The sequence below is a fragment of the Stenotrophomonas sp. 2694 genome (assembly GCF_040548715.1).
GTDB lineage: Bacteria > Pseudomonadota > Gammaproteobacteria > Xanthomonadales > Xanthomonadaceae > Stenotrophomonas > Stenotrophomonas indicatrix.
In genome coordinates this window covers 84,969-108,293 of the sequence record NZ_JBEPSG010000010.1, presented here as the reverse complement: position 1 = coordinate 108,293, position 23,325 = coordinate 84,969, and the positions used below count along the sequence as shown (strand labels likewise).

22 protein-coding genes and 1 pseudogene are annotated in these 23,325 nt (G+C 62.0%); 10 read left to right on the top strand and 13 right to left on the bottom strand.

Annotated features, from left to right (window positions below; translation table 11 throughout):
* Positions 1-15 precede the first annotated feature (15 nt).
* The 7 genes from ABIA73_RS13640 to ABIA73_RS13610 all read right to left on the bottom strand — a co-directional run bounded on the left by ABIA73_RS13640 (position 16) and on the right by ABIA73_RS13610 (position 5,980).
* Positions 16-591, bottom strand: coding sequence for a hypothetical protein (locus ABIA73_RS13640; protein WP_025879213.1), 576 nt, complete (start codon positions 589-591; stop codon positions 16-18).
* Between the two features lie 118 nt (positions 592-709).
* Positions 710-1,285 (bottom strand): hypothetical protein, encoded by a 576-nt coding sequence (locus ABIA73_RS13635; RefSeq protein WP_354275918.1) that lies wholly within the window; start codon positions 1,283-1,285, stop codon positions 710-712.
* Positions 1,286-1,364: 79 nt separating this feature from the next.
* Positions 1,365-1,940 carry a hypothetical protein gene (locus ABIA73_RS13630; RefSeq protein WP_059065808.1) on the bottom strand — a complete coding sequence of 192 codons (576 nt, stop codon included), beginning with the start codon at positions 1,938-1,940 and terminating at the stop codon, positions 1,365-1,367.
* Positions 1,941-2,083: 143 nt separating this feature from the next.
* Positions 2,084-3,229, bottom strand: coding sequence for a YncE family protein (locus ABIA73_RS13625; protein ID WP_354275917.1), 1,146 nt, complete (start codon positions 3,227-3,229; stop codon positions 2,084-2,086).
* 179 nt (positions 3,230-3,408) lie between these two features.
* The gene (locus tag ABIA73_RS13620; protein WP_154879210.1) at positions 3,409-4,419 is read right to left on the bottom strand and encodes an XVIPCD domain-containing protein; all 1,011 of its coding nucleotides are present in this window, start codon (positions 4,417-4,419) and stop codon (positions 3,409-3,411) included.
* A gap of 2 nt (positions 4,420-4,421) precedes the next feature.
* Complete coding sequence (locus ABIA73_RS13615; RefSeq protein WP_099782605.1) at positions 4,422-5,057, bottom strand: hypothetical protein; 636 nt, start codon at positions 5,055-5,057, stop codon at positions 4,422-4,424.
* A complete protein-coding gene (locus tag ABIA73_RS13610; RefSeq protein WP_230112576.1) occupies positions 5,054-5,980 on the bottom strand; it encodes an XVIPCD domain-containing protein in 927 nt (308 codons plus the stop codon). The genes ABIA73_RS13615 and ABIA73_RS13610 overlap by 4 nt, the downstream gene beginning before the upstream one ends.
* 495 nt (positions 5,981-6,475) lie before the next feature.
* Between ABIA73_RS13610 and ABIA73_RS13605 the strand changes: the two genes are divergently transcribed.
* The 7 genes from ABIA73_RS13605 (at position 6,476) to ABIA73_RS13575 (ending at position 14,049) form a co-directional block, all read left to right on the top strand.
* Positions 6,476-6,985 (top strand): hypothetical protein, encoded by a 510-nt coding sequence (locus ABIA73_RS13605; protein ID WP_025878179.1) that lies wholly within the window; start codon positions 6,476-6,478, stop codon positions 6,983-6,985.
* A gap of 173 nt (positions 6,986-7,158) precedes the next feature.
* Positions 7,159-7,659, top strand: a complete 501-nt coding sequence (locus ABIA73_RS13600; RefSeq protein WP_025878182.1) for a hypothetical protein — start codon at positions 7,159-7,161, stop codon at positions 7,657-7,659.
* A gap of 11 nt (positions 7,660-7,670) precedes the next feature.
* Positions 7,671-10,655, top strand: coding sequence for an XVIPCD domain-containing protein (locus ABIA73_RS13595; RefSeq protein WP_354275916.1), 2,985 nt, complete (start codon positions 7,671-7,673; stop codon positions 10,653-10,655).
* A 40-nt stretch (positions 10,656-10,695) separates the two neighbouring features.
* Complete coding sequence (locus ABIA73_RS13590; protein ID WP_025878185.1) at positions 10,696-11,196, top strand: hypothetical protein; 501 nt, start codon at positions 10,696-10,698, stop codon at positions 11,194-11,196.
* Between the two features lie 421 nt (positions 11,197-11,617).
* Positions 11,618-11,944 carry a hypothetical protein gene (locus ABIA73_RS13585; protein WP_154231521.1) on the top strand — a complete coding sequence of 109 codons (327 nt, stop codon included), beginning with the start codon at positions 11,618-11,620 and terminating at the stop codon, positions 11,942-11,944.
* Between the two features lie 50 nt (positions 11,945-11,994).
* Entirely contained in the window at positions 11,995-12,273 is a 279-nt protein-coding gene (locus ABIA73_RS13580) for a hypothetical protein (RefSeq protein WP_025878188.1), read from the top strand.
* 141 nt (positions 12,274-12,414) lie between these two features.
* Positions 12,415-14,049: a hypothetical protein gene (locus tag ABIA73_RS13575; protein ID WP_354275915.1), complete on the top strand. Its 1,635-nt coding sequence runs from the start codon at positions 12,415-12,417 to the stop codon at positions 14,047-14,049.
* A 162-nt stretch (positions 14,050-14,211) separates the two neighbouring features.
* Here the strand turns inward: ABIA73_RS13575 and ABIA73_RS13570 are convergent, their stop codons facing one another.
* From ABIA73_RS13570 to ABIA73_RS13550, 5 genes and pseudogenes are all read right to left on the bottom strand, one after another.
* On the bottom strand, positions 14,212-17,616 hold the full coding sequence (locus ABIA73_RS13570; RefSeq protein ID WP_354275914.1) for an XVIPCD domain-containing protein: 3,405 nt from the start codon (positions 17,614-17,616) through the stop codon (positions 14,212-14,214).
* 31 nt (positions 17,617-17,647) lie between these two features.
* Positions 17,648-18,280, bottom strand: coding sequence for a DUF1629 domain-containing protein (locus ABIA73_RS13565; RefSeq protein WP_218788536.1), 633 nt, complete (start codon positions 18,278-18,280; stop codon positions 17,648-17,650).
* 374 nt (positions 18,281-18,654) lie between these two features.
* Positions 18,655-19,298, bottom strand: a pseudogene (locus ABIA73_RS13560) (imm11 family protein).
* Between the two features lie 87 nt (positions 19,299-19,385).
* Positions 19,386-20,027 (bottom strand): DUF1629 domain-containing protein, encoded by a 642-nt coding sequence (locus ABIA73_RS13555; RefSeq protein WP_354275913.1) that lies wholly within the window; start codon positions 20,025-20,027, stop codon positions 19,386-19,388.
* 98 nt (positions 20,028-20,125) lie between these two features.
* A complete protein-coding gene (locus ABIA73_RS13550; RefSeq protein ID WP_354275912.1) occupies positions 20,126-20,770 on the bottom strand; it encodes a DUF1629 domain-containing protein in 645 nt (214 codons plus the stop codon).
* 269 nt (positions 20,771-21,039) lie between these two features.
* Between ABIA73_RS13550 and ABIA73_RS13545 the strand changes: the two genes are divergently transcribed.
* Complete coding sequence (locus tag ABIA73_RS13545) at positions 21,040-21,225, top strand: hypothetical protein (protein WP_354275911.1); 186 nt, start codon at positions 21,040-21,042, stop codon at positions 21,223-21,225.
* An 83-nt stretch (positions 21,226-21,308) separates the two neighbouring features.
* Here ABIA73_RS13545 and ABIA73_RS13540 read toward each other — a convergent pair whose 3' ends face one another.
* Positions 21,309-21,950, bottom strand: coding sequence for a DUF1629 domain-containing protein (locus tag ABIA73_RS13540; protein WP_218788527.1), 642 nt, complete (start codon positions 21,948-21,950; stop codon positions 21,309-21,311).
* 199 nt (positions 21,951-22,149) lie between these two features.
* Here ABIA73_RS13540 and ABIA73_RS13535 point away from each other — a divergent pair, with 199 nt between their 5' ends.
* Positions 22,150-22,371 (top strand): hypothetical protein, encoded by a 222-nt coding sequence (locus tag ABIA73_RS13535; protein WP_354275910.1) that lies wholly within the window; start codon positions 22,150-22,152, stop codon positions 22,369-22,371.
* 478 nt (positions 22,372-22,849) lie between these two features.
* Positions 22,850-23,218 carry a hypothetical protein gene (locus ABIA73_RS13530; protein WP_354275909.1) on the top strand — a complete coding sequence of 123 codons (369 nt, stop codon included), beginning with the start codon at positions 22,850-22,852 and terminating at the stop codon, positions 23,216-23,218.
* Positions 23,219-23,325 lie beyond the last annotated feature (107 nt).

Sequence of the window (23,325 nt, the reverse complement as noted above, 5' to 3'; positions counted from 1 at the left end):
AGGGATGAGTATTGGTTACTTGCCAGGCAGACGAGCAACATGCACGCGCAAACGCGATGTGTACTGCTGCAACTCCGGCCTTGCCTGCACGGTACGAACCTGTAGGCGGTAGCGCGCATCGATCTCCACAGGCAGCGCAACGATGCTCAGATGGTAGTCGCCGTCACTGCCCGAACGCAGACGGCCGTACCTCCACGCGTTCGATGTGTGCCACGCGGGTAGTGGCTTACCGGCGTTGAGAGCCATGGCCTGGAAGCTGTCATGGGTGGGAACATCCACCCAGTCGCCATCCATCCAGCGCTGAAGTGACACGTCGAAGGGAATATTCAAACCATGCATGTCGGGCGAATTCCCGGCATCGGCGTCTTGGCGCTGCAGCTCCAGCCCCAATGAATAGGTGCGGTCCGGAATGAAATTTCGCTCGCTTATTTCGAACTCGAACCACACTTCCTGGCCAGCCTGATCCACCGCAATTGGCTTGGTCAGATCCAGCGGCTCGGTGGCGACAGGATCACGGCTGGAACAGGCACCCAGCACGGTGCTCAAGATGACCAACAGGCCGACGTGCAGCCAGCGGTGGATACCCAGCATGTTCAGATCCTTTGGCTCCCTGCCATGGGCTTCAACCCTAGCCGCTGTGCCATGGGGCGGGCAAGCAGGCAACCCATCAGGAGTCGGACGACGGGGCAGCTCTACAGCATGAGGACAGCTATTTCCCCACAGGCCACGCAGCATGTATCTGCACCTGAGCCGAGTAGTGCTGTAGTTCCGGCGTGGTCTGTACGGTGCGAACCCGCGCGCGATAGCGAGCATTAGGCTCCAACGGCAGGGCAACGATGCTCCATCGATACTGGCCACCGCTGCCCGCGCTCAACGCTGCATAGCGCCACGCAGCGGATGTGTGCCATGCAGGAAGCGGCTTCCCCGCGTTGAGCGCGAGTGCCTGGTAGCTGTCATGGGTGGGAACGTCCTGCCAGGCACCTGCGCCCCATCGCTGCAGTGACACCTCAAAGGGAAGATTCAACTTGCGCATGTCCGGCTCGCCGTTCTCGCGCCTTCCTTGCCCTTGCACCTCAAGCTCCAGCGCATAGGTGCGCCCCGAGTCGAAATTGCGCGCATCAGTCTCGAACTCGAACCGCACCTCCTGGCCGGGCTGATCCACCGTAATCGGCTGCGTCAGTTCCAGTGGTTCGGGTGGCTCCGGGATGCGGCTGGAACAGGCACCCAGCGCGGTGCTCAAGATGATCAACAGGCCGACGTGCAGCCAGCGGTGGATACCCAGCATGTTCAGATCCTTTGGCTCCCTGCCATGGGTTTCAACCCTAGCAGCTGCGCGCTGGAGGGCAAGCAGGCATCCATGACGGCTATTTGCCCGCCGGCCGGGCTGCATGCGCCCGCAACTGCGCCGAGTAATGATGCAGTTCCGGCGTTACCTGTACGGTGCGAACCTGCATTCGATAGCGAACATCACGTGCCAGTGGCAGGGCAACCACGGTCAGTAAGTAGTGGCCATCACTCCCCATGTGCGGCGACGTATAGCGCCACTCGCTGGATGCATGCCATTCTGGAAGCGGCTCGCCTGCATTGAGCACCCCGGCTTGGTAGCTGTCGTAGGTGGGAACGTCTTTCCAAGCATCAGCGGCCCATTGCTGCAGGTTCACCTCGAACGGGACCCTCAATGTGCCCACGTCAGGCTCATCGTCCCTGGCCGGTCCCTGCCGCTGCACTTCCAACTCCAGCGCATAGGTGCGCCCCGAGTCGAAATTGCGCGCATTCGTCTCGAACTCGAACCGCACCTCCTGGCCGGGCTGATCCACCGTAATCGGCTGCGTCAGTTCCAGTGGTTCGGGTGGCTCCGGGATGCGGCTGGAACAGGCACCCAGCGCGGTGCTCAAGATGATCAACAGGCCGACGTGCAGCCAGCGGTGGATACCCAGCATGTTCAGATCCTTTGGCTCCCTGCCATGGGTTTCAACCCTAGCGGGTTGGCGGTGGGGGCCGCAACCGGGCAAAGAAAAAGGCAGGGCAAAAAGCCCTGCCCTTTTCCAGCAGCCAGCTGCCGGGCATGACCCGGCACCATCCCTTACAGCTGAATCCGCGCCACACTCTCTTCCGCGCCCTTGGCATCCTTCTCGCCATTCTTGATGCTCACGTAAAGAACGTTGTTCCTGGCATCCAGCGCCAGGCTGTTCGGGTGCGTCGGCACGGCGTAGGTGGCCACCTTCTGGTAGCTGTCGCTGTTGTACGCGGTCACCGTACCGGCTTCGCGGTTGGTCACGTACAGGCGCTTGCGCGGTGCATCCAGCAGGATGCCCAGCGGGCCGGCGTCGGTCGGGATGCTCGCCAGTTCCTTGCCATTGCTGCGGTCGAGCACCAGCACGCGCTGGCCCGGGTGCTTGCTGACCAGCCCGCTGCTCTTGGCCTGGTAGCCACGCAGCATTTCCGAGCCCTGGTCCGTCACGAACAGGCGCTTGCCGGCCGGGTCCAGCGCGATGTTCATCGGCTGCTCGGCGGCGATCTTGTGCTGGGCTTCCACCTTGTTGGAGTCGGTGCCGACCACCACCAGATCGGCCAGCAGATTGCTGGTGTACACGCGCTTGTTGGCGGCATCAAGCGCCAGGCCCGGCGCCTTGGCGTTGCCCAGGCCCGGAATGGTGTTGATCACCTTCAGGGTGTTGGTATCGATCACGAACAGCACGCTGCTCACATCCGGCTGGCTGCTGTGGCCGGTCACGTACAGGCGGTTGGCGGCGCTGTCGACCACCAGCTCGCGCAGGTCGTGGGTGTAGGCGGCCTTGCCGTCCTTGCCGGTCTTCTTCTCCATCAGCTGCACGGTGCCGATGGCCTTTTTCTGTGCGGTGTCGACCACGGTTACCGACAGGTCCACGGTGTTGCCCACGTACAGGCGGTTGTGGGCGTCATCCAGCACCACGCCGAACGCCTTGCGCTCCAGCGGGATGCGGGTTTCCACGGCGAGCGTGGTCGGGTTCAGGCGCAGCACCTGGGCCGGGCCGGCGTTGTCACCGAAGCCACCGGACGAGGCAACGAACACGGCGTTCTGCTTGGGGCTGTAAGCCAGCTCGTACAGGCCCTGGGCGATGGCCTGGCGCTGCACGGCGGTGGCGGGGCTGGCGGCGGCGGCTTCAGCGGCGAAGGCGGTCGGAGCACCGAGGCTCAGCGACACGGCGACGGCCAGTACGGCCGAACGGAAAAGGGAATTGCGGATCATGCGAGCGTCCTTCAATGGGCACGGAGGGTGTCCTGGCTCGCGGGGCCGTTCTTCGACGGCCCGGCCCTGCATCTGTCTGCGCGGGGTGGGCTGGCTGGGTAGCGCGGGAATGGTAGCAGGTAGGGGCCGTGGCGTCCGCCTGCGGATGCATGGCGGACGCGCTGTTCGGCGCTGGACGCCTAGACCATGCGCGGAGCGTGCGCCTGGGCCAGCTGCTGCTCTTCCTGTTGACGCTGGGCATCGCGCTGCGGCTGTGCCTGCGCCAGTTGCTCGATGCGCTCGAACGAGGCGGCCACCGGCGTCTGCGCGGCGACATCTGCCGGCAGACTGGCGCGCTGATGCGCCGGGTCGCTGCGGTCGCCCTGCACGATGAAGAGGTTGGGGGCCGCATCGCCACGGCGCTCGCCGAGCAGCACATCGTCTACGCGCGTGAACTGCTGCTCCTTGGAGAGTGCCAGGAGGCTGGCGCTGACGTTGCCGTTCTGGGCGCCGAAGGCTCCGAGGTCGGCCACCTGCTGGTGAAGCTGATTGAGGCGAGTGTGATCGGCGTGGGATGGATCGGCGGGGGTTCCGGCCGCGGCGATGGAGCTATTGCGAAGATGCTCGCCATTCTCAGTGAACATCCACTCCCGGAACGTCTGTTTCGGCATCGGGTTCCACTGCACCTTGTCCAGCTCGCTGCCCTTTACCTGCTGAGGAATGGCGTTGACGGCGCGGATGTTGTCCAGAACCTTGGTGGCACCCTCGTAGTTGTTGATCTCCCCCGCCAGCCCCACTGGCCGCAAGCCTGCATGGTTCAGCGCACCCCACGCGAAATCGGTACAGGCGTTGGAGAAGAAGTCGTAGTTCATATCGAAGCCGTGCTTCTTCGGATCAGCCGAGAACTCGAGGATGCGGTCGTACTGCTCCTTGCTGATCTCGATCGTTCGCTCAAAGCGGGGGTTGTCGTAGACCCATACATCCATGTCATCGACCTTGCCCCTGTTCGGGTTCTCCTTCGTCCCCGCCGAGGTGAAACCAACGCTCTCCGGCAAGGGCTCGCCCGAGCGACGCAGCGACAAGAACATGTGCCCCGCGAACGATGGCTCCAGCAGCAACCTGTTCCCCTCAGCGTCACGTCCGTAACGGGGTGTACCGGGAGCCGCCAGATGGATGGTCACGCTGTAGCGCTCGGCGCCGTCCTTGTGCATATCTACTTTCCTAGTGATTGGTAGCCAACGATCAATTCTGCTTTCAAGCCTTCCAGCTCGGGTCGATCCTCAACAAGATCTACCACCAGAACGTAGCGCCCAGGTGCAATTCCCCCGACCTGCGCCAACTGCAGCGTGCGATAGAGCACCTCTTCAGAGTACAACCCCGCCTCGGCAAGACTGTTGATATCAACGCTCCCGGTCGTCAAGTCCGTCACCACGCCATCATCCGGGATCTTCTGCGAGTCACGCCCATCGCGGGTGCGCTGCCAGAGCTGTACAGGGCCAGGCGTGCTGGCATCGATCCGTTCCAAGCGCAGCCGCGTTGGCAGCCTTCCCAGCGTGATCTTCTCCGACGCATCCAGCAGCCGGCGCGCGTCGGTTTCCTGCAGCCGCAGCCCGACGTTCAGGATCGGAATGGCCGGCTTTTGAGGCGCGGGCAGGTCGAAAGTAACCTCAGCAATTCGCCCGGCCTTCTGCAACTGCACTGCGCGCGTGAACGGGACCACGGTCCGGGCCGCGGCCTGCGCTGGTGTCAGAAGCGTGGGCGCAACCTCAGGTGCTGATGATGCACGGCACGCCACCAGCACGCCCAGCACAACCAAGGTCACCAGCACCCGCTGCAGTTGCACGATCACTGCTCCTTCAGCCGTAGCGAATCCGCCACATCGGTCTGTGCCGCTACTTCCGTAGCGATGCTCGCGCGGCGGTGCCCGGGGTCATCGCGGTCACCCTGCACGATGAAGATGCTCTCCGCCTCGTGGCTGCTCTTGGTAGGCCGGCTGAGCAGCACGTGGTCCACGCGCGACAGGTTGTTCTGCTTGGCCAACACCAGCAGGCTGGCGCTGATGCGCTGGCTGGTGTCGTCGAAGGTGCGCCCGTGTGCAGCGTCCAGCTCGGCCACCTTCTGGATCAGCTGCGCGAACAGCCGGTGATCCGGGTGCGAGGGGTCCAGCAGCGTGCCGGCCACTTCCATCGGGCTGGGCGGCGGCTCGTGGCTTGGGCGGCCGCCTTCGCGGTGCAGCTCGGCCTCGCGTTCGGGCATCGGGTGGTGCTGTTCGCCATTCAGCTCGCTGGCCGGGAATGGCGCCGCAATGCACTGGATTTCCGGCAGGTTGAACAGCACCGCAAACTCGCCCAGGTTGCTGCCGCCGTCCAGCGGTGCCGGCTGCGAATGCAGGCCGGCATAGTGCAGCGCGGCCCAGACGAAATCGCTGCAGCGGTTGATGGTGGCCGGGCGATCGACATCGAAGCCGAACTCGGCCGGCTCCTCGGCGAAATCGCGCAGGCAGCCATAGTGCTCCTCGCTGATCTCAAGGGTGCGGCTGTAGTACGGGTCGCGGTGCTCGTCGGCATCATCGTGTACGACCTCGGCGTACTGCACACCGGCAGCGGCCTCATCGGTCGGCAGGCGCGGCGGTGCGAAGCCGTAGCTGTGCGCTTCCTCGCCGGCGGCGGTCTGGAAATACATGTGGCCGCGCGGCGAGCTGCCGCCGCTGTTCAGCGGGGTGCCGGGCGCGGCCAGAAAGAGGGTTACCGTGTAGCGTGTTGCTTGCTCCATGCCTGCTCAGCCTTGTTGGGTACTGCGGTCCTGGCCGGATGATCGCATAGGTGGGTTCGCGGGCAGGTGGAGGCGACTCGGGTGACGGGATTGGCTCGCTGAATGTGTGAACCAGCGAACATTCCGCTAGCCCATGGGAGCTGGAATGTGGAGTGTGGCGGTAGTGGGTCGTATAGTCCTGAAATACAGAGCAATGGAATTGCTGATGAACACATCCTTGTCAATCTCCGCGCCGCAACTGGCGAAGAATTTACCCACCGGACGGGACCGCCAGCAGAAGCCGATCTGTCGCGATTGGCCAAGAATGATCCTTACGGGTACTGATCTCCGCCACAGACGCGACGCCAGTTCCAGACCCTGCGCTGTTCTGGCCGGAATCGGGTTACAGCGAACGACGTAATCTCTTACTCTTCTGCCGACTTACGCCAATAGGCGGAAGCCAGCAGAGTGAAGACACGGCACATCCATCATCAATGCCAGCTTCAGGAAAAGACAATGCCCATTGAGTTCAGGCCGGATTCCAACTCAGCATTCGACGCATCTAGCGCAGTAAGAATTTCCTTCCCAAGAGTCCTGCCTGCCACCCTGTCCGACGGGAGCGAAGTCATTGAGTACCAATATACGTTCCGTCATGACGGAGAGCGGATTGCTTCGCTTGGCATCTTCGGCACTGAAGCGCTAGCGGTTCACGAAAACGGCCGTGAGCGAATTTACACCTTAGATCTTAGCGCCAGTGAAATACTGAATTCGATCATCGATTTCAAGGAAGAAATAGGAAACAAGGAGGATGTTTCGGCATTCATCCGTGCTGTTGCACAGGGGCTGGTTAATGTTTTTTCCAATCAACCCAGCATCTTTGAGAGCATTCGCTACATCGCCGTAGCTCGGATTGATTCATTGAACCAACTCGGCATCGCGACACCTGATGACAGCCTGAAGCTACGCGATGGAGTAGTACTCTTGGCCAGCCTGCTTGTTCCGCAGAAGCAGGCTGAGGCTAGGTGATATGCCACAGTTCAGACCGATTGGCCCCAGTCCTCCCCGTCACAATGCTCATGGCGCAGAAGTCGCATTCAGCCTGCACGGCGTCACCTTTGAAGGCATGCCATCGTCAAAGGCTGGGCTGACCGAAACCGTGCAACTCAATCTTCGACCAACAAGGCCTTCCAGGAAGAACGATGCCGATCCGATTCAAGCCCGTCGAGAACACCGCGTTTGACCCAGAAAGCGGCGTGACCATTTCCTTCCCAAGAATTCTGCCCGCGACCAGGCGGGATGGAAGCGACGCAATAGAGTATCAGTACATGTTCCGTCGTAATGAGCAGCGTGTTGGCGCGACAGGATTCTTCGGCACCGAGCAGGTCGTCGAACAGCATGGAGGTCGCGAAGTTCGCTACACGCTGGAATTGAGTCCGCATCAGGTGCTCGAGTCCATCCTTAGGCTGCAGAAGGCGTTGGGGAACACCGATGAAAAGTACTCCTTCATCTGCAGCGTTGCGGAAGGGTTGGTGAACGTATTCTCTGGGCAGGCCAGCAGTCCGGAGAGTCGCCGCTATTTGGCCATGGCCAGGGTTGACGAGCTGCTCCGGCTAGGAATATCACCACCTGAAAATTCCACGCGACTACCGAATGACTGGCTCATTCTCGCAGAGCTTCACGTTCCTTCCCGTGATCGTTGAGGTGATGCGGCGTGCCCACGTTCTCGTTTGATGACTTCGCGCTTACGACGTTGAATCCCGCAAAGAATTTGGGGGATGGCAGCCTGCTTTCCGATCAGCAGAAGGCAGTCGTTCTTGACTACCTAAAATCCCCGGGCTCGGGACCCGACACGCTCACCAGCTACGAAGATTTTCTCAAGCAGAAGATCGCCACTCATCCACCGAAGCTTCCGCCAGGCATCGATTACCTCGCCTTCTCAGGAGAGGACGGAGCAGGCGTCTCCAACTTCCTGAATGCCAGCGCGTATGCGGAAGACGCGGACTACAGGGCTGGAATCATTGGTGACACGCCTTGGGGAAAATACATCGTCGATGCAGGAAATCGCCCTTCCAAGCATCCGGACTTCCTGACGATTACGGATAAGTTTGAAAGTTTCATGAAGGTGCAAGGCTTCGTGCCTAGGGGCGATTACAAAGGTGCGCTGCAGGACATCATGTGGAATGCGGGCAGTCCAAAGTATTTCGAGAACGCCATTGCCACGGATAGGCCCTTGGTGGCATTCGTCGATGGGGCCAAGTCCGGACGTGGCTTCGACAAATTTGAACTAACCACCGCTCTCGACCACCCCACCGTCCGCATCAATGGTTACCCCATAAGCGAATTCGGCCCAGAGCCTCTGGCCTTTGCAATCCAATCTGCCGCCGAGTACCAAACCCTCGAGCGCACCCTCGCACAGCACGCCACCACGAACACCGGTCAAACGGTCGATGTGGCCCAGGTGCGCCTGCACCTCAAGCCCATCGATGGCTATGACGCCGTCAGCAAGACGCTTTTCGAAAAACCGCTGCACGACTTCAGTTCACTCAATCTCAGCGAGATGTCGACCACCCGCGCGGAATGGGTCGCTGCTCGCTCGGCGCTGTCCACAGGGCCTCGTCTGTTCGCCGATCTGCCTGAGCCAACTCTGCATTCAACGCTGCAACCGGGCGCGCCACGCGGGCCTCCGGGTGCGGCAACAGCAGCCGAAGCTGTACCCCACGGCGTAAACCCCGGCATGAAGGCCTTGGGCGTTGCCGGCGTCGCCTTGATGGCGCATGACTTCGCCACGTCCGGCCATAAATGGGTGGAACTGAACTCGCAAGGAAACACCGCAGGCGCAGACTCAACCTCGGCGCACTTCGTCGGCCGCAACCTGGGCGGCGCGCTCGGCGGCTTCGCAGCAGGTGCAGGCATTGGCCTTGTATCCGGCTCGTGGACGGGCCCGGGCGCTGTCGTCGCTGGCATCGGTGGCGGTGTGCTGGGCGCCCATCTGGGTGAGAAGTGGGCCGAACAGAAGGACATCGAGCGGGTCTATATCCAGCAGGATCCATTGCAGCGCACCTGGGCGCGCAACCCGGCAGACCCGGATGGCCGCTGGCTGCGCAGCGCCGAGCAACAGCAAGTTCAGAGCGCTGATCTGGGGACTGGCGTGGAAGTACGGCCAGTACAAACGGCGCAGGGCGCCGATGTCACCTTCAGCGCCGACTATGTGGCCACTGGCACGCTGGAGCGCCAATTGAACTGGCAGGCCGCCCGCGCCTCCTACGAGCTGGGCCTGGCCAACCTGCCGCCGCCACAGGATCCCTATCGACTGAGTGCCAGCGGCTTGAAAGAGCCGCCACCCAGCGCCTTCGAGACCGGAAGGGAGTTCGTGCGCGACACCGTATCGCGGCAATGGGAGCTGGAGATAAAGGAGGTCGTAGATGGGCGCACGCCCATCACGCGCCGCGAGCCTGTTCCGCCGGAACGCGAACCCGCCTTGGATGAGCAGTCGCGCACCGTCATCGCACAGAACGCGGCCAACACCAAGGCGGCCGTGGCCGCGCGGTACATGGTGGCCCACGAGCAAGGCCGTTGGAGTGATTTTGGCGACGCCCAGAACCCGTCCATCCCGCAGGCAATCCGCGATGCGCAGGACAGCGCCAACACTCTGCGTGCGAGCGACGGCCGTAGCTACAGCCGCCAGGCGGATGGCCAGTGGCTGCACGAGGGCGTGGTCTACAACAGCCAGGCCAATCGCAACGTCAGCGATGAACTGGAAATCACCTGGCAGAGCCAGAACGCCGGCATTGCGGACATGGGCAGGATGGCCGAGCAGATCAAGGCCACCGTGCACATCGCGCCTGAGGGTGTGCGCGGGCAGGTGGAATCGCTGTACGCGAAACATGGCATTCCGCGCACCGAGGAGCAGCTTGCCGCCACCACCGCCGCAGTTGAACAGAATCTTGCCGCCGTTGGAAAACAGGCCGACATCACGCTGGAGCTGATGCCCGATCCACGCACGCACGCGCCCAGCCCGGACAGCGCCATCGCGTCCTTCGGCACTGCAGCGGGCAACCGCATGGTGCTGACCTCCACCACCACCGTGGAGGACATGGCGAGGATGCAATCGGTCCATCGGTCGCCATCCCCTCCCCTGCCGCAGGCAGAGGGACAGCAACGCGAACAACCGACTATCCCCGCCGTGGTGCAGGCGCAGGAACACCCCGCCCATGCGGCGCACGACCACGCCCGCAAGGCCGTGGAGGATGCCCAGACCGCAGGTGGCCCGCTGTCGCCGGGTCACCCTGATTACCCACTCTACGAGCAGATACGCGACGGTGTTGCGGCACTGGATGCCAAACACGGGCGCAGCTTCGACGCGATCAGCGAGCGGATGAGCGCCAGCCTGTTGGTGCTGGCCAAAGACAACGATCTGTCGCACGTAGACCACGTGCTGCTGAGCAACGCGACCGTGCAGAACCCTGCCGGACACACGTTATTTCTGGTGCAGGGCGAGTTGAATGATCCCTCGCATGCACGGGCCTCGATGCCGACAGCGCAGGCCGCTCAGACACCGGTCGAGCAATCGCTGCAGCAGTACGAGAGCGTGAGCCGGGATGCCCAGCAGCGCGCCATGAGCCGTGAGCTTGAGCAGCAGTCACAGGAGGAGCGCATGCAGCAGGAAGTGAGGGGACGGGCGGCGAGTATGGGGTGATCGCCGCCAGCAATTCATCAAGGGAAATCAAGGGAAGAGCATGCCAACTCGTTTCTATCCAGATGCAACGGCCGAGGCCGAGGCCGCGTCGCAGAGTGCGGTCATTGTCATTCTGTCCCGACTACAAGCTGGTGGAGCAGCCCCTGCCGAGTACGAATACGTGTTCTTCCGCAACGATGAACGCGTGGCCTTCGCGGGGGCACACTCGGGACCGGATTGGTGCATTGAAACGGACGGGCAGCGTGAGCACATTTACTCCCTCGATATGACGCATCCGAATTCTCTTCGGAATCTCCTAACCAAGAAGTCGGATCTTGGCAGCGCCGATAGCGATTCTTTGTTCCTGCGTCGAATCGCCTACGCTCTACTGCAAGCGGCCGCGCCGGAGACCCGCGGCAAGTACCAAAAACGCTTCCTGGTGATAACGACAATAGAGGCGCTTACCGTAGCCGGCATTTCAGCGACCGAGTACCAAGATCTGATTTCGTTCAACGGATATCTGGTTCTTGCTAGTTTACTGACCCCAGCCAGGGGTGGATGACCTGCACGAGCCGCAATACCTACCCATCTGCAAGCCCGCCGTCTTTCGGCTGCCTCCCGTCAAGACGGGCAAGCAATAACGCCACGACCGAAGCGGGATCGCTGGAAGCCAGGGACCCGGTAGAGCGCGTCGATCTTCGTCTGGCACAACCCGCACGGTGAGGATTGGCGCCTTATGCAATCGACCCCTCGTTGCTGGCCGCCTATGCGAAGGAGTCGGCAAATAAGCTGGGCGCGCCTTATGTGCATCATCCGAAGCTGGAACCGGACTCGTGTGTAGCACCCTCAGCGGATGCGTAGCTGAGAACTTTCGTCAGCTGCTACCCGGCCGATCGAACAGCCGAGGGCTTGGCGATCAGGGCAGGACGCTGGAATCAGCAGAGGGCGACGAGATAGCAATGCGCTGTCACTCCATGGCTGACATGGACGACAGCATCACCATCGAGATGAGCTACGCGCGCGTCATGCTCGGCGACTGGCAGCGCCTGAAGACAGCAGTTCATGCGCAGATGCGCCGTTATAAGGTCAGCCCGCAAGGCAACCACGCAAGCTCAGGAAATCCGATGCCCCTCCACTTCCACGCCAAGCCGTATTCGTCATTCGATCCGATCAGTGGCATATCGATCCCTCGCCCAAGGATTGGAGCTACTGTGCTGGGCAATGGCCGGCACGGCACGAGTACCAGTTTTCCATCTATCACGGAGAAGAGCGCGTTGGTGGAGTTGGCTTCGAGGGATGGGATGACGTAGTTGAGATCGAAGGACATCCTGCCAAGTGCTTCTTCTTTGACCTCGGGCACGTGCACGTCATCAACAACCTGTTGAGATATCGACTGGTGCTGGGGGTCACCGATGACGACTTCACATTTCTCCAGGGCCTCGCGCAAGGATTTGTTCTTTCATACGCGGGGCACATCGACAACGATGGGCCTCTTCGATATGTGGCCCTGACAGGCCGGGAGGCACTTGGCGAGTCGGGAGTTCTCATTCCTGACAACGCCGTCAAGCAAGCGAGCGGCGCCATCGTGCTCGCCAGCATCGACATACCTGCACATGCAGATCGGGGGCATATGCCATGACCTAATTCGCCTTCGACGATTCTGCCAAGGCGCCCCTGGGAGGAGTAAGTCTTGGCTCCGGCGAGCTGCCAGACCCCTGAATCTCTCAAGAAACCTCGAAGCCGGCCGCTATTGCCGTTCGAGCGTCCTTTCGAGATTCCGATGAGCACCGAGTACAGCACGCCGCCTGCACAGGCCGTCACCATCAATCCCATGCGACTGCCAAACACCCTGCATCTCGCGCTGGGTGCATTTGCGCTGCTGTTCGGCCTCATCCTGCTGCTCAGCGTTACCAATGCCGATCAGGTGCGCAGCATGGGCATCGGTGCCGTCGGGCGCTTGGTCACCGGCATCACGCTGCTGCTGTTCGGTGGCGTGCACATCCGCGAGGCCATGCGCTATTTCCGCTTCACCGTTGTACCCGGTGATTCGGGACTCATCGCCCTCCCCAGCGGCGAAACCGAGCATCGCAGCTACCTGCTCAACGTCATCAACAACGGCATTCCGGTGCGGCAGCGCCCTTCGGGTGCGCTGCTGTCCATGTTCTATGGCCTGGTTCCGCAGCTGATCAACGCGCCACCCACCATCCGCTGGCACGCCGAGGTGCAGCTGCAGCGGGCAATCTACCTGGCCGCAGTGCTGGTCAGCTTCGGCTTGGCGTGGGTCTTTGCACAGCCAAGCGCCTTCGCGTGGATGGCGGGTTTCTATTTCATTGTCTCGGTGATGCTGCTGCGCCCGTTCGCAACGTTGTCGGCCATTCGCAAGGGCGCCTTGGATGCGGCCAGCAACAACGTTCCCGCACCGCGCTGGCCGGCCATCGTCACGCTGCTGCTGATCTCCATCGCCGGGCCGCTGGCCATCACGCTTTCGCCGGTACAGGTACCCGTCCCGCCGTTCGCGGTTTCCACGGTCGTGCTGCCCACCCTCGCCGTGCTCGGTAGTGGCCTCATTGCCAGCGCGCTGTTCACGGTCGCACTGATCTCCCAGACGGGCAGCTACAGCGCGTCGGCAGCACGGCATATCGTGGATGAGAAGATGCAGATGGCAGACCTCAGCGGCGGCCTCCTGCTGCGGCTTTCCAGCCGCATTCCGCAGCCGCACCATCGCTATGTTCATGAGCACAACGTCAGCAAGGACACCTTCGATGGCGAACTGCTGGTGGAAGAAGAACCGAGCGTACGTGCAGACCAGAGCGCGTCGGTGCTGATCGAGGCATTCCGTGCTGCATGGCAGTCGCCCAGCCAGCAACCACTGCTGGCGCTGGGGCTGTTCGGCCTGCTGCTGGGCGTTGTCGGGGTGGTGCTGGCCTTTGTGTATGCGCGCAGCAGCGGCAACGCGATGGTCGGCTTGGTGTCACTGGCCTTCGTGGCCTCTGCACAGTTTGCGATGGCATCTGCACACAAGCTGTGGAATCGCGTCGATTTCCAATCCACGCTGTACCGCATCCGCTACGTCGGTACCTATCATCGCGGCCAGCGGGTGGCGGGCAATGCGTACGCGGGCAACGGCACGCTGGCCGAAGGCGCGGTGCGCTTCGGACCAACCCGGGTGGAGGTATGCGTGGCCCAGGTGACCTCCGTGGCGTTCATGCACGGTGGCGCGCGGCATCTGACTGCCGTGGATCTGCAGCACGATTCCAGCAATGCAGTGATTGGCGTGATGCAGGACTACGCTCGCGAAGCGCAGGACTGCGCCAACCAGTTCTACGCACAGGAACACCAGGTGCGCGAGGTGATGAACCATGGCAGCCGCCCGCCGGAGCTGCCGCGCACGCAGCACCCCATGACTGAGACCTGAGCCATCCACTCCTCCGCGCTGCTTCGGGGCAGGAGGAGAAGGTCAGACTGGGCCTGATGGCTTCATGCTTCAGGCCCGCCTGGGCCCGGGTAATGTGGCTGCACGCGTCAATCGTTCAACACCTCCCTCCTTCTGAAGGTGTTCGCCTGACGCCGGCGAGCGTTACCCCATGCTGGCCGCACGAATCTGAATATCCTGCTGCACGCGCTGATCCTCCAGCTGCTGCTCCATCTGGTTGGCAATGGCGCGCTGCTGTGCCTCGCGGCTGACTGCATCGAACTGCTGCATCGACTCTTCCACCGATGTCTGCGCTGCCAGTTCGGTAGGCGTGGCCGCGCGTTGATGCGCCGGATCACTCGGCTCCCCCTGCACCACGAACAGCGTGTGCCCAGCCGGATGCTCCCTGGTGGCGTTGCTCACCAGCACATGATCCACGCGCTCCAGGTCGTTGTCCTTGGCCAGCACCAGCAGGCTGGCGGCTACCCGTTCGCTCACCTCGTCGAACGTCCGTCCGTGGCGGGCATCCAGCGCTTCCACGCCTTGGCGTATCTGCTGGTACAACCCGTGATCCGGATGGCCCAGTTGGGTCGGGTCGTTCCGCGGCTCGCTTGGGGGCGGTGCGCCATCGACACCGTGAGGCGAGGCATCGGCCTGCTGTCGCGATGGATCCGCCACCGGCTCTACAGATAACGCGAGTGCGCTCTCCTGCGCCACCAGGTCCATCCGCTCGGACTCTGGTTGAAGGATGGCGCGCTCCACAACAACCGGCTGCATCTCCGCGTCAGGCGTGGGCGTCTTCAGTTCGGCCGATTGGGCGGCAGATGACGGCTCTGCGACCAGTGGCACCTGTTCCGGAGCAGGCTGGGGGCTCGGCTCAAGCGGCTGTGCCGCGCTGCTGTGCGCCGAAACGTCGGGGACGTGGATAGCCTGTTCGGAAGCGTGCATAGCGTTGAGCGGCTTTGCAGCGCGGGGCGGGATGGCGTCCACCACTGCCTCGTGTGCAGCGCCCTGCCCTGGCACTTCCTGCTTCAGGGCATCAGCGGCTGCCACTAGCGCCACGGCAGCGGTGGCGGGCTGCGGCGGTGGTGGCGCGTCTGCCACCCGTGGCTCGGGCTCGGGCGGGGCCTGCGCCCCTCGCTCGGGCCGCGGCGGTGGCTCACGCTGCTCCGCTTGCCGCGCGCGCTCGGGTGTTTCAGGTCCAGGGATTGATGTCGGCATCACCACGGGCGGTGGCGTTGCGGGCACCGGCTCCGTCGCTGCCGGCGGGCGATTGAGGGCTTGCTCGCGTTGGGCGTCGGCCACCGCATCGCGGGCGTCGGGGGGCGCAGGCGCATCGTGCTGTACGTGCTGTGCCGCCGCCCGTGCCACCTGCCCGGCATCCACCGTCGCCGCGCCTTGGCGGTTGGCTTCCTGCAGCGCCTGCTGATAGGCCTCCCGCTCGCGGGGTGACAGGGCCGCGATGCGCAACTCGGGGGATTCCGGCACGGGTGCCTGTTCCACCGCGCGTGCGCGCACGTCTGTCCACGCTACCTGCAGTTCCTCGGTGGAGGTGGTCGCTACCGGCCGCGCAACGCCATCCTGCCCCACCTGATAGTGCGTAATGGGGCGCGATGCGCCTGCGTTGCCTTCAACGGCGGGCCCAAGCTCCTGCATCGTCGGGCCGACGATGCCGTGTGCCTCACGCGTACGCGCCGTAGCCAGCGCAATCGCCTGCTCCCACGCCGGGTTCAGTCCGACGCCCGCAGCGTAGTAGCTGTGCCGCAGCTCGTTCTGGTTCATCTCCGCCGCAGAGGGCAACGGCCGTGCTTCCAATGCAGCGATGTTCTGGTTGAACTGCTCGAGCGATGGCTGCTGGATGGTGCGGGTCAGTTCCAGTTCCAGCGCCATGTTGCCTTGCGCCGTTTGACCGGCATGCGTCCACTGCCCTGCATCGTCGCGTTGGTAGCGCTGGTTGTCCGAACCAAGGACGGCGTCGCTCTTGGCGCGGGCCTGCTCCACCGCTTCGGGCACCAGTGGCACGAAGTCGCTGGCACGGGTGGCGGCGCGCGCCTCCAGATAGCTGGCGGCAATGGCGGCCTTGCCATGGGCGATGTTGCTCTCGATGCGCTGCACTGCCTCGCAATTCAGCTCGCTGGCGCGCTCGGGGCTGGCGGTCTGCGTCTCGTAGACACCCCGGTCGTTGGCACCGGACACACCGATCTTGACCTGGCGTGTCCATTGCTCGGTCTGCGCATCGCGGTGCCAGTTGGGATTGTCCAGGCGGCCCTCGGCTTCCCGTGCCGGAATGCTGAAGGGATCCTGCGGCGGCGGCGCGTTGCCCAGCGCCAGCTCCACCGCTTTTACATGGGCATACGCGCCCAGTTCACGGGCCTTCTCGTAGCTGGCACCCACGCTGCGCTCGGCAGGATTGCCCGAGCCATCGCCCGCGCTGTCCATGACCGCCTGGCGCTGCCAGTTGAGGCCATTGAACTGCCACGTGACGCCGGCCTTGTCGCTCTGCCGGTAAATGGCGCGGTTGTCGAGCAGATCGGCGCCTTTGTCGAACGCCTTGCTCATCAGCAGCGCGTCGCCCGCGACGATGGCCGCAGGGACGAAACTGGAGGTGCCGATCACCGATGCGGTAGCCATGCCACCGATCCAACCGCCGCCGTTACGTGCCAGAGCGTGGGTCAGCTCAGACTGAGCGGCGGTGCCGTTGCCTTCTTCCAGCAGCTGCGACGTGCGGCGGGCGGTGATGACGGCATCGGCGCCGGAAGCGAGCAGGCCACCGGAGCGGATCAGTTGGCTGGTGGAGGCTTCGCCGAGGAGGAGGTCGATTGTGACCTGCCCCTGCTGCATGCCGGGCGCACGGATCCGATAGGCCGCATCTTCGCCCAAGACGCGCTCGACCGTCTGGATACCCGGCTCTGTCAGAACAACTCGGCCACCATGGTGGGCATTGGAAATGGCAAGCGACAGGCCGCTTCGCTGCAGCTCAATATTTCCACCGCGAGTCAATGGCTTGGCGTCATACTCGATTCTATTGAGCGTAGTCACGATACCACTTTCGGAATGAGTGACAGCCACCCAGCCGAGGTCGACCCCAGTTAAACCTTTCAATGCTTGGATCTGAGCGATATGCGTTTGGTGGTACTCGGGAACTCCGTCAAAAAAATCCCGGATCCGCTTATTCGTGATCGCAGGCGTGCTTCCCAGCGGAGTATTCGTGTTGAGATCGCCGTTGATCAACCCCACCTTGATGGTGTCTCGCAGTGCTTCTACACGTGCCATCACTCTATCGAGGGCGTCAGAGTCATTCAGCAGCGCGGCCTTACCGTCTCGCGTTCTCTGAATCTCATTCAAGCGCCGAATCATTCCGTTCTGGTATTCACCCAACGGTCCGCCACTGTGGGGCGTAATGCCCATCGCATCTGCATAGGCAGGGTTTGCGGGTAGGAACAGCCGGTTCTCTTGGGCGTGAATATTGAATCGCCCCGCCTCCTGCAACTTTGCGAGCAACGGGCTGTGCCTCAGCGTCTGCTGCTCGATCGCGTGATGGTCCTGCAAATGAGTGGTATGTCCAGCCACAAATCCTCCTTGACTCGAGCATCGCCTAGTCTCAGCAGTTCACCGCGTCGTAGAACCACAGACCGTTGGAAGTACCGCTGGCGATCAGTCCCGCGGCTTCGACCGTCTCCTTGAAAGTGCGGTCGCAGAAGACACCTTCGTAGTAAGGGAGCCGGAATACGTGAGCATCGCCGATGACCTCCCGCCTGAACGCCAAGCGGACGTCGCCCGTCAGATCGTAGTATTTCCCCTCTTCATAGTCGTCACTAACGATGATCTTCAGCTGGGATGCTGCCTCATCCAAGGCATCAATGGTTCTGATGACATCGCAAAGGAAATAAGGCCCCCCCATTGCTCCATCAGCGAGTCGATAGTCAGTCTCCCTGAACGCAAAAGCGCCTGGGTCCACGGCCACCATCACCTCGCGGAGACGCCCGGAAACGAGCCAATAGCCGCTCATCCCAGCTTCAAGATCCTCCGGCGGCCACCCTTTGCTTGGGTAATACACTAGGCGCGGGGTCTCGCGCAGAGGCGGGAAGCCCCCCTGATCGGGACGCAAGAGGAAATTGGGAGGCGTCTTCAGGGAAGACTCGTTCTCAAAAACGACGCCATGCCCTTTGCCGCGCCGTCGGGCATCTGGGCGCAACTCGAAGAACTCGCCCTTCTTTGGCAGATTCGAAATCATTGCTTGTCTCACCTCAGAATCAATCTAAATAAGCGTGCCAAGAGCTTATCAGAGGGTGCCAACCTTCCATGCCCTCTTCGAGTCATGCCCGCGCGCTCACAGCCTGAAGCCCCCTCCGCCGACATAGCGCACTGCTGCTTCTCTCCAATTCCTCTGGCCGCTCTGAAGTCCCGATGCGGCCTGCCTCTTACCGCCCTGCCTTCAACTCAAATACTGAATAGGCATGGCTGCTTTCTAATCCGTTCTGCACCGGCAAGCAATCGGACAAAAATGAAATCCATCTTACGTTCGACTGCCGATCCCGCTCCGTGAGACGCGCCGCAGCCATCTTCGATTTTGACATGCAGAGTATGCTTAGAATGACGCGCGCCATGTCAGACATTGGCTGCGTCCTTGAACCTCAGGCCACGCGTTTCACACTCACTTCCGATGCCCGCAGCCCGTATGGCATCCCGGAACATGCGATCGCAGTAGACAAGATCGCCGGAGTACGGGCTCCTGAAGACATGACTGTCCCCGATTACGTCCCTCTTGAATGCCAAGCTTGCTCCCCCACGAAGGTCGTAGAACTTTCCGCCCGGATAGCCCTCATCGACGATGACCCGCAACTTCGATGCTTCCTCGTCGACGGCATCCAGTTCGCGAGCAACCTCGCACAGGTAGTACGTTGTGCCCTTACGCCGTCCGGAAGCAGGTAGTCACACTCCACGAACTCAAAGGCATCGGAATCGATTTCATTGAAGGCCTTCTTGAGGTGCTCTGATACCAACCAGTAGCCACTCATTCCTCCTTCGAGGTCCTGCGGTGGATCCCCCAGCTTTGGATCGAGAACCAGACGCGGTCTCTGCGCCAGATAAGGGAAACCGCCTTCTTCGGGGCGGATGATCAGCCTGGGAGGCGTCAGCAGTGCGTCCTCATTCTCGATCTCAACGCCGTGCCCTCTACCCCTTCGGGTCGTGTCAGGCATGAGCAGATAGAACTCGCCGGGCACAGGCTGATTACATTCTGACGCGGGCATGTGCTTTTTCCTCTCCAAATTCAAGGCATGTACCGCACTTTGCATACTTGCAGCATCGGTCACGAAGTTGGCGGCGATACAACCTATTCAGCAATTGACCACATCTTCAAACCAGAGCCCGTTGGATCTCTTGGCCGTGACGATGCCAGCAGCTTCCACCGCATCCTTGAACGTTCGGTCGCAGAAGACACCGCGATGGAAGGGCAATCTGAACGCGTGGGCCGATCCCAGCACCTCGCGATTGAACGCCAACCGGACATCACCGGTCAGGCGGTAGTACTTCCCTGCCTCGTACTCATCGCTGGTCACGATATTGAGCTGGGATGCTTCTTCATCCAAGGCATCCAGCGTACGGACCACGTCACAAAGGAAGTAGGTCGGTCCCTTTGAACCGTCTTCCAAGCGATAGTCGGTATCAGCGAAAACGAACGCGTCAGGGTCAATCTCTTCCATAACCTGGCGCAAACGCTCGGAGACCAGCCAATAGCCGCTGAACCCGCCTTCCAGGTCCTGTGGAGGGACACCCTGCCGCTCCCGATAGACCAGGCGCGGGGTTTCACGCAGTGGAGAGAGGCCACGGGCTTCGGGCAACAGGATCAGCCTGGGAGTCGCAAGCAACGCATCCTCGCTATCAAAGACCACTCCGTGGCCCTTTCCTCCTCGGGTAGCATCCGGTCGCAGTTTGAAGAACTCGCCCTCGCGCGGCTGATGGATGGAGTTCGATCCCATGCTTGTCATCCCACGTTGTTGATGTGAATCGAAGTCGCTCGTGAGCAATTGAAACGAATCCAGAAAACGCCCAAGAGTCCGGTCCTCAGAACTCTGACTCAGATGCTGGCCGCGTCAGTGAACCAGAGGCCTCGCGACGCACGCGGCCCACCAATTCCAGCTTTCCACACAGCGTCGCGCAGCTCTCTGCCGCAGAAAACAAGGTTTCCCGAGTACGGCGTCCGGAATATTCTGGCTTGACCGATGACCTGCTTCCGGAACGCCAGACTGGCTCCACCCCTGAGATCGTAGAACTTCCCACCTCGATAGCCTGCGTCAGTGATAATCCGAAGTTTCGAGGCCTCTTCGTCCACCGCATCGAGCTCACGGGCTACATCGCACAGGAAATACCGCGGCCCCTTGGATCCATCGGCAAGGCGGTAGTCACACTCTACAAACTCGAAGCCAGCCGGATCCATAGAGACAAGAGCGTCGCGCAATCGTTCGGAGACCATCCAGTACCCACTCATGCCCCCCTCCAGATCCTCAGGGAGGCTCCCCTTCTTCGCTGAGTAGACCAGCAACGGCTTCTCCGCCATAGGCGGAAAGCCCCCTTCCTCTGGTCGTAGGATCAGGCGCGGCGGGATGCGCAGCCGCTTTGCGTTCTCGAACACAACGCCGTGCCCCTTTCCCCTACGCGTGGTATCAGGCATCAGGAGGAAGAATTCGCCAGGCACAGGATGGATCGGCTTCGACGGTTCCATGCTTTCTCATCTCTTCCAGAGGTTTGTGTTCTAGCGTAGAGACATAACCGGGCCGCGGGGAGGCGTCGGCTGTCAGGTATGTGAAGGCCAGCAACTACCAATGCAGCGGCGATACCACTCAAGTCCCAGGGATCAGAGGTCAGCCAGACAGCAGATGGTCCTCGACAAGAGTCATTCTGACCACCCATCGCTTTCAGGGTCGTTAGGACATCCATGACTTTTATGCCGGCATGCGCGGCCAAACTCAGCTCCTCCTCTGGGGGACGACCATGACCAAGATCCACCCCGCGCACCCGGAAGCCTGCGACAAGAAACTTCTCCACCTATTCGCCATCGACCATAGCGACGTCGACATGGACGACTACCTGCTGGGCTGCTACGCGGACCTTCCACCGCGCGAGTCGGCACCGGCGTTCGGCAGCGACTACGGCTTGGAGCGCGCCAATGCACCGTAACCGCGGCTGGCCTTGCTGATGTAAACAGTGCAGCACTCCGGCGCACGGGAATTAGCTTGCCATCAGTTGTCTGCTCCCGAAGGTCAGACTGCCGCAGCGTCCACGAAGGAGATGCCGCTACCGCGAGGACTCGTGGGAGCCCCCGCCGCGTGAACCGCATCGACAAACTCGCGGCTTGCGATCACGAAGGTGCTGAATGGAGTCAGGAAGACATGCGCATCTCGCACCACCTCAGAGCGCATGGCCAGACTCGCCCCGCCTGCAATCGAATAGAACTTCCCATTGACGAAGTCCTCATTGATCTCGATATCCAGTCTTGAACGTTCCTCGTCTATCGCGTCCAGTTCACGCACCACGTCGCACAGGAAGCGCCGTGGCATAGGCGTGCCATCAGCCAGGCGGATATCACATTCAACAAAGTCGAACGCCTGCGGATCCACGGATTTCATCACCTGCCACAGTCGTTCCGAGACGAGCCAGTACCCACTGAAGCCACCCTCCAGGTCACGTGGCTCAGGCCCCTTGGATGCGTCAAAGACGATGCGCGGCTTCTCGCGAAGCGCAGGGAATCCCCCTTTGTCCGGGCGCAGAATAATGCGTGGCGGATCGAGCATCGCCGACAGGTTCTCAAACTCGGCACCACGGAAGGGGCGGTTGCTTTCCAAGTCTGGTGAGAACAAGTAGAACTGGCCCGCTTGGGGGCGTTGGGTGGGGCTCCGTTTCATTGCCTGAGTCCTTGGATTCCCTTCAATGACATCGCTGATTGAGCTTACCCTTCTTGACATGGTCGTTTCGAGGCAGATGCCACAGGGTCGCGATCTTCACTGATGAGCCCCTGTGAGGACTGAGAAGCATGCACTGCGTGAAATCACGTGCTCTGAAATGGCGGCAGACCATCCTCCCCTGCCACTCTAGAGGACGACCATGACCAGGATCGACACCACGTGGCTGGGAGCCTTCGACAAGGAGCTCCTCCGCCTGTTTGCCATCGACCATGGCGATGCCGGCATGGATGAGTACCTGCTGGGCTGCTACGCAGACCTGCCGCCGCGCGAGGCGGCCCTGGCGTTCGGCAGCGACTACGACCTGGAGCGCGACGATGCGCTGTGGCCACGGCCGGGATTGGCGCCGCAAAGCGAGTGGTGACGTATTCGCCACTCTTTGCATCGCTGCCCCGATAGCGAGCTGTCGCAATTGGGACAGCACCACACCGAAACCGTGCAGCGTGATGCCCGTACACGTAGCGACTTAACATCGCACGAAAGCCCTGCGCCGCAGGAGATGTGCCGCTTCCGTGCTATGCGACAATGCCGTAAGCGTCAGCATTTGCAGCCTCAGTAAGCTGCGACTTCTTGGCATTTGGCATCTGTGCGGGTACACCTTGGCATGCCACCGAAAAAGGGTGGCGCGGGTGTCGAAAGCCCGTTCAGTAACCATGTGTTTTACGCTTGTCAGCCGGCGTCACCTCTGTGTGGCGCCGGCTGGCAATCCGTTCGCGTTCCATGGCGGGCGGTGCGTGGGGGTCTTCGGACCCACCGGCTTGGTTACTGTCCGGCTTTCGAACCACGCATCGTCCGCCACCCTTATTGGTGGCGCTGCTGTCTGTCCTGTACGGAGCATTGCCATGAACGCATCGGAATTCCGTTCCCTGCACGCGCAGTACGATCCGGCCAACGCCGAGCCGGAACACGAACTGTCCGCCGATCCCAACGCCTTCGTTGCCACGCTGCGGCGTATCGGGATCGGGGCGGCTGCGGATGGCCAACCTTGGCCGGAGCGGCATCAATTGCCTGGGCGCTGTCTGGAGCTGGCGGACGCGGACTGCGCTCTGGCTGGCCTGCGTGTGGTGCAAGAGGTGTTGCTTGCAGCAGAGCGCACGCGGCAGAACGGAGCGCCGGAGGAGTACCTGGGAGACCGGGTGATGGAAGGGCTGATGATGGCGTGTGTGGCGCTAACGGCACAGGCCAGTGCGTGCCTGCAGGTGCGCGGGTAGTGCCTGCGGTGCGGGTCTGGTGGGCGTCGACTGTGCCGCCGCACCGCGGCCCACGAAGGTGCCACGCTTCGTTGTCACCACCACTCTCATATTGATGGTCTTGGTGA